This window comes from Ruegeria sp. CDSC054, assembly GCF_059610645.1.
This window is the reverse complement of sequence record NZ_JBXWOA010000004.1, coordinates 26,909-39,701: the sequence shown is the minus strand read 5'-3', so window position 1 is coordinate 39,701 and position 12,793 is coordinate 26,909. Positions and strand designations below refer to the sequence as shown.

At 56.4% G+C, this 12,793-nt stretch carries 15 protein-coding genes; 8 read left to right on the top strand and 7 right to left on the bottom strand.

Annotation, left to right across the window (positions count from 1 at the left end):
• Nucleotides 1-14 precede the first annotated feature (14 nt).
• A complete protein-coding gene (rho, locus tag AC2FGC_RS09990; RefSeq protein WP_496726283.1) occupies nt 15-1,286 on the bottom strand; it encodes a transcription termination factor Rho in 1,272 nt (423 codons plus the stop codon).
• A 122-nt stretch (nt 1,287-1,408) separates the two neighbouring features.
• On the bottom strand, nt 1,409-1,858 hold the full coding sequence (locus tag AC2FGC_RS09985; protein ID WP_496726284.1) for a CopD family protein: 450 nt from the start codon (nt 1,856-1,858) through the stop codon (nt 1,409-1,411).
• Nucleotides 1,859-2,262: 404 nt separating this feature from the next.
• On the opposite strand from AC2FGC_RS09985, the gene AC2FGC_RS09980 reads away from it, so the two are divergent.
• From AC2FGC_RS09980 to dnaQ, 4 genes are read left to right on the top strand one after another with little or no spacing between them, the layout of a single operon-like run.
• Nucleotides 2,263-2,862: a Maf family protein gene (locus AC2FGC_RS09980; protein WP_496726285.1), complete on the top strand. Its 600-nt coding sequence runs from the start codon at nt 2,263-2,265 to the stop codon at nt 2,860-2,862.
• Nucleotides 2,859-3,692, top strand: a complete 834-nt coding sequence (locus AC2FGC_RS09975) for a shikimate dehydrogenase (RefSeq protein ID WP_496726286.1) — start codon at nt 2,859-2,861, stop codon at nt 3,690-3,692. Before AC2FGC_RS09980 ends, AC2FGC_RS09975 begins: the two co-directional genes overlap by 4 nt.
• Nucleotides 3,689-4,282: a dephospho-CoA kinase gene (coaE, locus tag AC2FGC_RS09970; protein ID WP_496726287.1), complete on the top strand. Its 594-nt coding sequence runs from the start codon at nt 3,689-3,691 to the stop codon at nt 4,280-4,282. The genes AC2FGC_RS09975 and coaE overlap by 4 nt, the downstream gene beginning before the upstream one ends.
• Entirely contained in the window at nt 4,275-4,997 is a 723-nt protein-coding gene (gene dnaQ / locus AC2FGC_RS09965) for a DNA polymerase III subunit epsilon (RefSeq protein WP_496726288.1), read from the top strand. The genes coaE and dnaQ overlap by 8 nt, the downstream gene beginning before the upstream one ends.
• A gap of 27 nt (nt 4,998-5,024) precedes the next feature.
• Here dnaQ and secB read toward each other — a convergent pair whose 3' ends face one another.
• Both secB and AC2FGC_RS09955 read right to left on the bottom strand, forming a co-directional pair.
• Entirely contained in the window at nt 5,025-5,522 is a 498-nt protein-coding gene (gene secB / locus AC2FGC_RS09960) for a protein-export chaperone SecB (protein WP_496776972.1), read from the bottom strand.
• Nucleotides 5,523-5,576: 54 nt separating this feature from the next.
• The gene (locus tag AC2FGC_RS09955; RefSeq protein ID WP_496782219.1) at nt 5,577-6,077 is read right to left on the bottom strand and encodes an FxsA family protein; all 501 of its coding nucleotides are present in this window, start codon (nt 6,075-6,077) and stop codon (nt 5,577-5,579) included.
• Between the two features lie 107 nt (nt 6,078-6,184).
• On the opposite strand from AC2FGC_RS09955, the gene AC2FGC_RS09950 reads away from it, so the two are divergent.
• The 3 genes from AC2FGC_RS09950 to AC2FGC_RS09940 are packed head-to-tail and all read left to right on the top strand — an operon-like array spanning nt 6,185 to nt 8,462.
• Entirely contained in the window at nt 6,185-6,844 is a 660-nt protein-coding gene (locus tag AC2FGC_RS09950; RefSeq protein ID WP_496766034.1) for a Tim44/TimA family putative adaptor protein, read from the top strand.
• Nucleotides 6,841-7,875, top strand: coding sequence for a murein transglycosylase A (gene mltA / locus AC2FGC_RS09945; protein ID WP_496782216.1), 1,035 nt, complete (start codon nt 6,841-6,843; stop codon nt 7,873-7,875). The genes AC2FGC_RS09950 and mltA overlap by 4 nt, the downstream gene beginning before the upstream one ends.
• Nucleotides 7,875-8,462 (top strand): Smr/MutS family protein, encoded by a 588-nt coding sequence (locus AC2FGC_RS09940; protein ID WP_496726290.1) that lies wholly within the window; start codon nt 7,875-7,877, stop codon nt 8,460-8,462. Before mltA ends, AC2FGC_RS09940 begins: the two co-directional genes overlap by 1 nt.
• On the opposite strand, the gene AC2FGC_RS09935 is transcribed toward AC2FGC_RS09940, so the two are convergent.
• The 3 genes from AC2FGC_RS09935 to hslU form a co-directional block, all read right to left on the bottom strand.
• Nucleotides 8,459-9,679 carry an MFS transporter gene (locus AC2FGC_RS09935; protein ID WP_496726291.1) on the bottom strand — a complete coding sequence of 407 codons (1,221 nt, stop codon included), beginning with the start codon at nt 9,677-9,679 and terminating at the stop codon, nt 8,459-8,461. The genes AC2FGC_RS09940 and AC2FGC_RS09935 overlap by 4 nt on opposite strands.
• The gene (locus tag AC2FGC_RS09930) at nt 9,676-10,776 is read right to left on the bottom strand and encodes an alpha/beta hydrolase (protein WP_496726292.1); all 1,101 of its coding nucleotides are present in this window, start codon (nt 10,774-10,776) and stop codon (nt 9,676-9,678) included. The genes AC2FGC_RS09935 and AC2FGC_RS09930 overlap by 4 nt, the downstream gene beginning before the upstream one ends.
• Nucleotides 10,777-10,874: 98 nt before the next feature.
• Entirely contained in the window at nt 10,875-12,182 is a 1,308-nt protein-coding gene (hslU, locus tag AC2FGC_RS09925) for an ATP-dependent protease ATPase subunit HslU (RefSeq protein ID WP_496726293.1), read from the bottom strand.
• A 197-nt stretch (nt 12,183-12,379) separates the two neighbouring features.
• Between hslU and AC2FGC_RS09920 the strand changes: the two genes are divergently transcribed.
• On the top strand, nt 12,380-12,781 hold the full coding sequence (locus tag AC2FGC_RS09920; protein ID WP_058279372.1) for a DM13 domain-containing protein: 402 nt from the start codon (nt 12,380-12,382) through the stop codon (nt 12,779-12,781).
• The last annotated feature ends 12 nt before the right edge of the window (nt 12,782-12,793 follow it).

Sequence of the window (12,793 nt, the reverse complement as noted above, 5' to 3'; positions counted from 1 at the left end):
GTTTAAGACCTGTGTCAGGTGTTCATCGAATCGAAGAACTCACCGTTCGTCTTGGTCTGTTTCAACTTGGACAACAGGAACTCGACCGCGTCGGTTGTGCCCATCGGGTTGAGGATACGACGCAAGACGAATGTCTTGGCCAGATCGCCCTTGTCGACCAGCAGATCCTCTTTCCGGGTGCCGGATTTTAGGATGTCGATGGCCGGGAACACGCGCTTATCTGCGATCTTGCGATCCAGAACGATTTCTGAGTTACCGGTGCCTTTGAATTCTTCGAAGATAACTTCGTCCATCCGACTGCCGGTGTCGATCAACGCGGTGGCGATGATGGTCAGCGAACCACCCTCTTCGATATTCCGCGCGGCACCAAAGAACCGCTTGGGCCGTTGCAGAGCATTCGCGTCCACACCACCGGTCAGAACTTTACCCGATGATGGCACCACAGTGTTGAAGGCCCTACCAAGTCTTGTGATCGAGTCAAGAAGAATAACAACATCTCGTTTATGTTCGACCAAACGCTTGGCTTTTTCGATCACCATCTCAGACACAGCCACGTGGCGCGTTGCGGGTTCGTCGAAGGTTGAAGACACAACTTCACCCTTCACCGAACGCTGCATGTCGGTCACCTCTTCGGGGCGCTCGTCGATCAGCAGAACGATCAGATAGCACTCTGGGTGGTTCTGTTCGATCGAATGCGCGATGTTCTGCAGGATCACTGTCTTACCGGTCCGCGGCGGCGCCACAATCAGCGATCGCTGGCCTTTACCGATCGGGGCCACCAGATCGATCACACGCGCCGACTTGTCCTTGATGGTGGGATCCTCGATCTCCATCTTCAGGCGTTCATCGGGATAGAGCGGCGTCAGGTTGTCAAACGCGATCTTGTGTCTGGCTTTTTCCGGTTCTTCAAAGTTGATCTTGGTGACCTTGATCAGCGCAAAGTAACGCTCATTATCATCAGGCGCTTTGATATCCCCTTCGACCGTATCACCGGTGCGCAAGGCATGCTGGCGGATCATGTCGGGCGAGACATAGATATCATCCGGACCTGGCAAATAGTTTGCCTCGGGCGAGCGCAGAAAGCCGAAGCCGTCTTGCAGCACTTCCAGCACGCCGTCGCCGCCAACGGTCCAGCCTTCATCCGCGCGTTCGCGCAGAATCTGGAACATCATCTCGCCTTTTCGCATGGTCGAGGCGTTTTCGATCTCCAGCTCTTCGGCCATCGCCAGAAGGTCTTTGGGGCTTTTGGCCTTCAGGTCGGCCAGATTCAGGGATTCAGTGGACATGATATATACCTTCGCCGCTGACATTGCGGCACGAAGTGGAATTTCAGTACGGAAGATACGCCGCCCGGACGGGCGTGTTGATCCCTACATAAGCGCGACTGCCCTCGGAGTCAAACAGGCCCTCAGAACTTCACAACGGCCGCCAGAACGATGATAATCATCAGAACGGTCGGAACCTCGTTCATCATGCGAAATTGCCGTCCAGTAAGCTTGTTTCGGCCTTCCAAGAAATCCTTACGTCTCGCCATCAGCCAATGATGGAACCAGGTCATGCCAATTACGGCAGCACCCTTGATCCAGGGCCAGGACCAATCCCACCCCACGATGCCGGGCGTGAAAACCATGATCAGCCCGCAAAGCCACGCAACATACATTGCAGGGCGCATGATCACACGCAGCAGTTTCTCTTCCATCTCAAAGAAGATGGTTTCTGCGCCTTCGACGTGTTGGGCTTTCTCAACGTGATAGACGTATAGTCTGGGCAAATAGAACAAACCTGCCATCCATGAAATCACAGCCATGATGTGCAATGACTTCACCCACGGGTAAATCGTGAAAAGAAGATCGGTCATTCTGGCTCCGGACTTTGGTTGGAACCCTCCCTAATAAAAAAATAGGAAAAGAAAAAGGATGATGGTTTTGTAGGGTGAGTAAATTCCGTGGATTACTTTTTTACGCATGTGTTTTCCCCAGGTGGATAGAATTGTGCCGTAAATAGGTGATTCTGTTGATTTCAGTTTTTATTATTTAATTTCAGTATATTAGTCCGATACCACTCAAGCTTGTCTGGGGATAACTCGTTGGGTAAGACAGGAAATCCCAGTTTTCCCGTGCAGCAAAGTTATCCTTGTCCCAAAAGGACGGTCTTCGAACGACTCAAGGAAGTTTTAGGCGAAATTCCCGGGGTTGCGTGTCAACCGGAAAACCATACAAACCATCCTAGAACGCTCAACGATTTGCTAAGGGGGTTTTCCACATGTCTGTCCCCATCATCCTTGCCTCGGGGTCATCTATCCGCGCGCAGCTTTTGCGCAATGCGGGCGTGCCGTTCGCAGTGGAAACCGCGCGCGTTGACGAAGATACAGCCAAGCGCGCCTTGCTGGCCGAGGATGCGCCCCCTCGGGATATCGCAGACACTTTGGCAGAAATGAAGGCCCGCAAGGTTAGTGACAAGAACCCGGGCGCGATGGTTCTGGGCTGTGATCAGGTGCTGGACTTCGATGGCCAGCTTTTGTCGAAACCAGAAACGCCCCAAGACGCGCTTGCGCAGTTGAAGGCAATGCGGGGAAAGCGGCATATGCTGTTGTCCGCGGCCGTGATCTATCAGAATGGTGAACCCATCTGGCGCCATGTTGGTCAAGTGCGTCTGCGCATGCGGATGAGTTCGGATGCCTATCTACGCGACTACATAGACCGCAACTGGGACAGTATTCGCCATGCGGTCGGGGCTTATAAGCTTGAGGAAGAAGGCGTGCGCCTTTTCGCGACCATTGACGGCGACTATTTTAATGTTTTGGGTATGCCCCTGTTGGAGTTGCTGAATTTTCTGGCTGTGAAAGGGATGATTGATCAATGACGGATAACCAAATTCCATTGGCCGGCGTGATTGGGCATCCTATTGGACATTCAAAATCCCCTAAACTGCATGGACATTGGCTAAAGACCTATGGGCTGCCCGGGCACTATGTCCCTATGGATGTCGCACCCGAGGATTTGGAGAGTGTTCTGCGGACCCTGCCCAAAGCCGGGTATGTCGGTGCAAATGTAACCGTCCCCCATAAAGAAGCCGCCTTGCAGGTTGCGGATCACGTGTCGGATCGGGCGGCAAAGATTGGTGCGGCAAATACACTTGTCTTTCTGCCTGATGGCTCGATCCACGCAGACAACACCGATGGCTACGGATTTATGGAAAACCTGCTTGCAGGGGCGCCCGACTGGAACCCACAGGATGGGCCGGCCGTGGTCTTCGGCGCGGGCGGGGCTGCGCGCGCCGTTTTGCAGGCACTGGTGGATGCCGGAGTGCCCGAGATCATGCTGACCAACCGCACGCGTGCCCGGGCCGACCAATTGAAAGCAGAGTTTGGGCCGCGCATTACAGTGATTGATTGGGTCAAGGCCGGCAATGTGATCGAAAATGCGGAGCTGGTGGTGAACACAACATCTCTGGGTATGCAGGGACAGCCCGAATTGCGTGTGCCGTTGGATGGTTTGCAACCGGGTGCTGTGGTTACCGACCTTGTCTACGCCCCTCTGAAAACCAAGCTTCTGCAAGCGGCCGAAGAGGCCGGGTGCACAACAGTTGACGGTCTGGGCATGTTGCTGCACCAGGCGGTTCCGGGCTTTGAGCGTTGGTTTGGAAAACGACCCGAGGTAACGGATGAGTTGCGCGCCACGGTGCTGGAATGAGCTTTGCTCTTGGCCTGACGGGCTCGATCGGAATGGGCAAAAGCACGACGGCGCAAATGTTCGTGGATGAAGGCTGTGCGCTTTGGGATGCGGATGCGGCTGTGCATCGGCTGTATTCAGCGGGCGGCGCTGCGGTAGAACCGATGCGCGCTGCCTTTCCTGAGGCAATTGTTGATGGCGCGGTCAGCCGGGATGCCTTGAAACAAACTATTTCCGCGGACCCAACAACATTGAAAGTGATCGAAGGCATCGTTCACCCTTTGGTGGCCGCCGACCGGGTGGGTTTTCGGGATAGCGCCACGGCGGACATTCTGGTTTTCGACATCCCTTTGTTGTTTGAAACAGGCGGCAATGCGGCGATGGATGCGGTTGCTTGTGTTCAGGTCCCGGCCGACGAGCAAAAGCGACGTGTGATGGAGCGCGGAACGATGACCGAAGAGCAATTCGAACAAATCCGCGCCAAGCAGATGCCCAATGATGAAAAATGCGCGCGGTCGGACTTTGTGATCGTGACGGACACGCTGGACCACGCCCGTGCGCAGGTGCAGGATGTTGTCAGACAGATACGGGCGGGGATGGCTAATGCGTGAGATTGTACTCGATACCGAAACCACGGGGTTTGATCCCGAAAGCGGCGACCGGATCGTAGAAATCGGCGCAGTCGAACTGTGGAACCATATGGCCACAGGTGAGACTTATCACGTTTACATCAACCCCGAGCGTTCGATGCCCGAAGAGGCATTTGGTGTGCACGGTATCGGCCCCGACCTGCTGGACACTCCGCGCCCGCCGGAAAAGGGCGAGGTCACGCTGAAAGACAAGCCGGTTTTTGCCAAGGTTGGTCAGGGGTTCCTTGATTTCATTCAGGATTCCAAACTGGTGATCCACAACGCCTCGTTCGATATGAAATTCCTGAATGCGGAACTCAGGTGGATGGGTTTGCCGCAGCTGCCGATGGATCAGGCGCTGGACACACTGGCGATTGCGCGCAAACGGTTTCCGGGTTCGCCTGCATCATTGGATGCGTTGTGCCGGCGGTTCAACATCGACAACACGAACCGTGTTTTGCATGGGGCGCTGCTCGATTCAGAAATTCTGGCCGAGGTGTATCTGGAACTGATTGGTGGGCGACAGCCGGACTTTGGCCTGTCCACCAGCGCGGCTTCTGCCGGTGGCGGAGGGGACGATTGGCGGCCCGCTGCGCGCCCGACGCCGCTGGCGTCGAAAATCACCGCGGAAGAACGCGCGGCACATGAGACATTTGTGGAAAAGCTGGGCGAAAACGCCCTGTGGACCCGCGCCTGAGCCCCTGCCCGGCGCGGGTGCAACCGATTAAGCTTCGGTTTTCTCAGCTTCCGCCTGACGGCGCATCAGCTCGTTGCGGTACAGCGCAACAAAGTCGATGTTGTCCAGGTTGACTGGCGGGAAACCACCGTCACGGGTGATGTCACTGACGATGCGGCGCAGGAACGGGAACAGCATGCGCGGGCATTCGATCATCAGGAACGGGTGCAACTGATCTTCGGCCACGCCTTCGATGTGGAACAGACCGCAATAATCCAGCTCGCACAGGAAAAGAACGTCTTCCATGCCCTTGGCTTTGGAGGTCAGGTTCAGTTTGACGGCAACTTCGAACTGATGCTCGGTCGGGCGTTTTTTGGCGTCCAGGTTCACCTGAACAGCAATCTCGGGCTGAACGTCACCAGACACGCCTTTTTGTGCCATCACGTTTTCAAAAGACATATCGCGAATGAACTGTCCCAGAACACGCATCTGGATCTGAGGGGCGGTCTGTGCCGCGGTGTTTTCTGCAGGGCTTTCGTCAGCCATGGATCTACTCCGAAAATGAAATTCGCCACTGCTTAGCAAGTTGGGCGCTGCACCTCAATGCTGAGGCGGACCTTCGACCCATTTGGATGGCTTTGAAGGGTTTTGACGGGGGCGCACTTCGGTAAATTCACCGTCGATCACGTCATCCTGATCGAACTGGGTGGGACCGGTTCCAAATTGTGCCCCGGTGCCCATCTGGAAATGAGTGATGGTCGCCTTGGATTTCAGATATTTGAACACGGCCACCCGAATACCAGGAATAAGCAGTGCAAAACCAACGGCATCGGTAAAAAACCCCGGCGTTAGCAGTAATACACCCGACAACAAGATCATGGCACCGTGGGCAAGCGGCTCTGTCGGGTCATCAAGTTCAGAAAAGGATCGCTGCAAATTGACCAGCGCCATGCGACCTTGTGTCCTGACCAAAAAGGTGCCGATAACGGCTGTCAGAACGACGATCGCCAATGTCGGCCACAGTCCGATCAGGCCGCCGACCTGTATGAACAGGGCGATCTCGATGATCGGCACCAATAAAAATGCCAAGAACAAGTACATTTGCTTTATCCTTTCCCTTAGGCCGGGCTGTGGACTTGCCACGATCTGTCACCTACATAGTGGCATGAGGCCGCGTATACAAAGCCGCGGTCTGAAAAGAGGATGAAATGAACGAACCGATGATCCAGTTGCTGGTCCTGGCCGGAATTGCCGTTTTCCTGATCCTGCGCCTAAAAAGCGTGCTGGGTACACGTGAGGGTTTTGAGAAACCCCCTGTTCAACAGCAACCCGAGGCGGACAAGTCGCGTCGCGGCTTCGAGGTGATCGAAGGCGGCCCGGATCATGACATTACAGACCATGTCGCCGAAGACAGCGAACAGGCGCAAACACTGGCCGCGATGAAGCGGGTTGAGCCCAGCTTCTCGGTCACTGAATTTGTGCAGGGCGCACGCGGTGCCTATGAGATGATCGTCATGGGGTTCGAAAAGGGGAATCTGGATGAAATTCAGCCCTTCCTGTCCGAAGAGGTGTTCGACACTTTTGTTTCAGTTGTGGCAGCCCGTGAAGATCAGGGCCTGACCATCGAGGCCGAGTTTATCGGCGTCCGCGAAACCGCGCTGGCGGATGTGACCTTCGACAAAGACACAAACCAAGCCGAGATTACGATGCGGTTTGTGGGCGAGCTGACCTCGGTCGTACGCGACCGCGGTGGCGACATCATCGAAGGCAACCCGAACACCGTAAAACGCCAAAAGGACAGCTGGACCTTTGCCCGTGTGATGGGTGCTGATGATCCAAACTGGCTGCTTGTTGCCACGGACGCATGATTGGCGCGCTCCGGTCGCTATTACTGGTGGCAGTCATGACCACTGCCACCAGCGCTGAACCGACGCGATCAATTCTTTCCTTTGACGATCTGGATGGATGGGCTGCCGATGATCATGGGGCGGCCCTTTCGGTATTTCTGAACACCTGCGGCGATCTGGATAATCCGGACTGGCAAGCGCTATGCAACGTGGCCCGAACATACAAGGCAGACGCGGCGCGGTCGTTCTTTGAGTTATTCTTTCGCCCGGTTCTGGTCGAGGACGGCGACGACGCCCTTTTCACCGGTTATTTCGAACCGGAACTGGATGGGTCTAAAACCCGGACCAACCGGTTCAAGTATCCAATCTACAAAATGCCACCCGAAGCGCGGGCCGAAGGACCATGGCTCAGCCGTCGCGAAATCCTGACCGGAGACGCAATGCAGGGCCGTGGCCTTGAGATCGCCTGGGTGGATGATCCGGTCGAGCTGTTCTTTTTGCAAATCCAGGGTTCGGGACGTGTGCGCCTGCCAGATGGCAGTGCCCTGCGCGTGGGCTATGGCGGTGCAAACGGTCACCCTTATCGATCCATCGGGGCCGAACTGATCAGGCAGGGCGCCTTGGGCGCGCATGAGGTCAGCGCCCAAATGATCCGCGCTTGGGTTCGCAAGAACCCTGAAGCCGGGGTTGAACTGTTGTTTCACAACCCTTCTTACGTGTTCTTCCGTGAAGTTTCGCGCGTTGCGCCTGAGCTTGGGCCGTTGGGTGCCATGAACAGATCAGTTACCACGATGCGTAGCATTGCGGCTGATCCGGCTTTTACGCCGTTGGGCGCCCCTGTCTGGGTGGAAAAGGACGGCAAGAGCCCGTTGCGAAGGTTGATGATTGCTCAGGACACCGGTGCTGCCATCAAAGGTGCGCAGCGTGCGGATATCTTCTTTGGCACAGGTGATGACGCCGGAAGGGCCGCCGGGCGCCTCAGGGATCCGGGGCGGATGGTGCTGTTGCTGCCGATCCAACGGGCCTATGCCTTACTACCGGATGAATTCTGATGTCCCGGCGCAAACTGACGGCAGATGAGATCGAGCTGTGGCGCAAGGTCGCCAAACAGGCTGAGCGGCTGCATCCCGAAATTCCACAATCGGTCCACCCGGTCACGCTGCCCAAACCCAAGCCGAACAAACCCCCAAAACCCCGGTTTGAGGCATTCGAGGTCGGACAAAACGCGCCCGGTAAACCCGTGCGAAATGCGTTAAAGCCTTCGATCAGTGAAAATTTGCGTACCAGCCCGGTGCAAATGGACACCAAGGCATTTGGCCGTATGAAACGCGGCAAGATCAGGCCTGAAGGGAAACTGGACCTGCATGGCATGCGCATGGACACTGCGTATCCGGCGCTCACCCGGTTTATTCTGACGGCCCAGGCGTCAGGTAAGCGCCTTGTTCTGGTTGTCACCGGAAAAGGAAAGGACAGGGATGAACCCGGTCCTATCCCCACGCCGCGCGGTGTATTGCGCAACCAAGTGCCGCAATGGTTGGCCTTGCCGCCGCTTGCGCAGGCCGTTTTGCAAGTGACCCCAGCCCATATCAGCCACGGCGGCGAAGGGGCCTACTACGTCTATTTGCGCCGAACGCGTTAAAGCGAGCGCACAGCGCGCGTAATTCCGATTTTAGCCGACAGGCATACAAGAATGAAAACACCTCCGATCCACAGGAACTGTGTGCTCAGCGGTATACCGGCGTCGATCAAAATCCCGGTCAGGCCGGGGCCGATCGCTGATCCCAAAACCATAACTGCTGTGGCCATCGCCTTGATCGCCCCAATGTGCCTGGTGCCGTAGAATTCTGCCCAGAAGGCGCTTGGTAGTGTGTTGTTTGCTCCAACCGTCAGGCCCAGAAAGATCATTGCGATCAGGGCCCCTCCGATCGAGTTTGTCATTCCTGCGATCATAAAACCAATTGCGATCGGGATTTGGTAAAAAGGCATCAGCCTCGCGGTGCCCCATTTGTCCAGCGCCCAGCCGGCCGCAAACATCCCAATCAAGGAAACGCCGGTGAAAACCGGAAACAGCGCGACCAGTTCGATATGCTGCCAGCCCTTGATCTGGGCCAGATGCACCTGATGGAAGAAAAACGCGGTGATAAAGGCCGATGGGGCCAGTATTGCTGGAGCCATGAACCAGAACAGCGGATGAAACAGCGCGTCTTTCCGGGTCCAATGGCGACCCTGCATCCCTGTCGCTGAATACGCATCCGCCAGACTTTGCGGCGTGCGCTCCTGACGCAAAAGCCGTGTCAGAACGGGTATCCCCATCAGGACGACCACTGCGGACAACACCCAAAGCCATCGCCAGTCCAGAAACGCCATCGCGGCCACGAAAGCCAGCGGCAGCAGCGCCTCACCAATCGCGTAGCCAACCGATGCAATCGACAGGGCTTTGCCACGTGTAACGATGAACCATCGCGCCATGGCGACCTGTGCCAGATGGACGCTCATCCCCTGTCCGAACAGGCGCAACAAAAAGACCACCAGCGGTAACAGGACAAGCCAGCTGTTCACGGCCATTGCCAATGCCGCCACGGCCAGGCCGACCAGAACGGCGGGTCCCAATACACGGACGCGGAAAACATCTGTCAGCCCGCCGGCCCAGATCATAACGATGGCCGAAACGGTGGTGCCCAAAGAGTAAAGACCGCCCCACGCGCCGTGCCCAAGACCAAATTCGGCGCGGATGTTTCCAGCGAAGATCGAGATGAAGAAGGTCTGCCCAAAGCTGGACAGAAAGGTCAAAAGGACCCCCGCACCCAACCAGGTCGCGTTGTCCCGAAAATATTCACGCAAACTAAACTGCGTCACGGGGTAGTGACCTGAGCCTGCCCTGTTTCTGTCAGAACGATTTCCGTGGCGCCGTCTGGATTACGCTCGCTGGGCGGCACCAGTATATCGATGCCGGGCCTGTCTTCGCGTCCGAACGTGTTATTGACGCGCCGCAACGAACTAAGGATCGACAACAGAGCCGGGGAAGTCGCCGCCACAAAATGCGAGGATTCCGCATCGCTGCTGAACGCGGTTGTATCGATCACGTTGATCGGGAACTCCTCGAGGGACTCGAGTGAGGTGATGTTTCCCAGCCGCACACCCTCATCCGTGCCGCGCAGGCGGGCGGAAATGTTCAGGATTTTGTCCTTTTGCGAGACCATCACGATAAATGGGTCGGGAGGATTGTCGATCCGCCTCATCTGGGAGCGAAACAGATCCAGATCCAGATCGGGCGAGATCAGCACAACCCCTTCGAGGTTCCTTTTCGCCCAACCCGGTTCCTGCAGTTCCGTTTGGCGCATCATCTCCATCGTCAATGCGCCCCCCATGGAATGCGCGACTAGAATGACGCGTTTGACACCCATGGATTTCAGTTCACGGATTGTCTGCTCCAACCCGTCGCGAGCAAACAACATGCTGTCCAGATCATAGGCATATCCATACCCGGTCGCGCGGCTGGGCCAGGAATAGACCAGAGTAGATCCCGGAAGGCCAATGTCATGGGTCAGCTGAGCCGCGCGGAAAATCGTCTCGGTTTGGGTCGAGTTGTAGCCGTGTACAAAAATCGTAACATCGTCTTCGCCGCGCAAATGTTCGCGTAAGCCCTTTGGCCCGCCCAGTTCGGTAACATTTGTAAGAACAAATTCTTTTTTCGGGTTCGGATTCGCATAAGAGAATTTCAATGTTCCCGGCGTGTGTGATGGCGGGATCGACACTGTTGTTTCCAAAAACTTCAGCGCTTCCCCACGCTTGAATCCATAAGTTCCGTCTGCTTCACGCGCTCGCGTCGTGGCTGCGAATATCTTTTCAGGCGTTCCGACAGTTGCGGCCGATGGAACAATCTCGGTTACCGTCCGATCAACACAGGCGCTTAGCGTCAGGGATGTAATCAGAATTATTAAATAGCGCAGCACTGGTCAGCCCTCTGGGTGAGTTGCGACTACGCTATCTCATTCTGGCCCGGCGTCCAGCGGCACTACACTGCCGAAGCGGCAAAAACCGGCTGGCGATGTTACAAAACGTAACGGCTGAGGTCGGTGGATTTGGTCAATTCGCCCAGATTGTCGTCCACGAATTGCGCATCAACCGTGATCGAGATTCCGGCCTGATCGGGCGCGGTAAAGGACAGCTCTTCGAACACGCGCTCCATCACCGTGTACAAACGGCGCGCACCGATGTTTTCGACGCTTTGGTTCACATCGGCCGCGATACGCGCAAGGGCCGCGATTCCGTCATCGGTAAAGCTGACCGTGACCTCTTCGGTGCCCATCAGGGCGGTGTATTGACGGGTCAGCGCGTTGTCGGTTTCGGTCAGGATGCGCACAAAGTCTTCTTCGGTCAGCGCGCGCAATTCCACGCGGATCGGCAGGCGGCCCTGCAGTTCCGGCAACAGGTCCGACGGTTTGGCGATGTGGAACGCACCCGACGCGATGAACAGGATATGGTCAGTTTTGACCGGGCCGTGCTTGGTGGATACCGTCGTGCCTTCGATCAAAGGCAACAGGTCACGCTGTACCCCTTCGCGGCTGACATCGCCACCCCGCGCGTCAGTGCGGGCGCAGACCTTGTCGATCTCATCCAGGAACACGATGCCGTTCTGTTCAACGGATTCCAGCGCGATGCGGTTAACGATCTCATCATCCAGCAGCTTGTCGGCCTCTTCCCCGATCAGTGCTTCATAGCTATCGGCGACGGTCATCTTGCGTTTCACAGTACGCCCGCCAAAGGCCTTGCCGAATATGTCGCCCAGATTCATCATACCCATCTGGCTGCCGGGCTGGCCGGGAATATCGAACATTGGCATCGGGTTCGACGAGTCTGACAGCTCCAACTCGATCTCTGTATCATCCAACTCGCCCGCTTTCAGCTTTTTGCGGAACATCTCGCGTGTGCCTTCGCGTGCATCGGTGCCTGCAATGGCTTCGATCACGCGGTCTTCGGCGGCCTGATGCGCCTTGGCTTTGACATCCTCACGCATGTATTCGCGGGTTTGCAGGATGGCGGCGTCGGCCAGATCGCGCACGATCTGTTCCACGTCACGACCGACATAGCCCACTTCGGTGAATTTGGTGGCTTCAACCTTGATGAAGGGCGCGCGGGCCAGTTTGGCCAGACGGCGACTGATCTCGGTCTTGCCGACACCGGTGGGGCCGATCATCAGGATGTTCTTCGGATAGACCTCGTCCCGAATGTCGTCAGCCAACTGCTTGCGCCGCCAGCGGTTGCGCAGCGCAACGGCCACTGCACGTTTTGCATCCTTCTGCCCGATGATGAAACGGTCCAGTTCCGAGACGATCTCGCGCGGGGTCAGGTCGGTCATGTGAGTTCTATCCAATTGTTTCGCTCCGGAACCTAAGCATAAGCCACAAAAACACAAGCTGATCACGAAAAACTCACGCCAACACACGGTCTGCACACGGAAAATCGTGGTGATGTGAATCGCCAGACAGAAAATAGCTGCGCATAGTCTGCGGTGACGGGCAAGTTCGCCTGCACTTTGAAATGGAGACCCACATCATGATGACTCGTCGTTCGCTCTTTTTGAATGCCGCTGCAACGGGCGCCGCTCTGACTCTGGCCAGTGCCAATGTCGCTGCCGCCGGCGGTGCCAAGAAAAAGGGCACATTCGAGGGCCGCTCGAAACATATCACCACCGGTTCGGTCAAAGTGGTCAAAGACGGTGAGCGCTATATCGTTGAGCTGGGTGATGACTTTTCGCTGGATAACGGTCCGGACCCGCGCGTGGCCTTCGGCAAGGATGGCACCTATGATCCGAACTCGAAGCTGGGCGCGCTGCTGAACCTGAAGGGCAAGCAGTCTTATGCCGTACCGCCGACTATGGATATCTCGGGCTATAACGAAGTTTACATCTGGTGTGACGTCGCCGGCGTTCCGCTGGGCGTTGCAGCGCTTTCGTAACCCAACGACGAA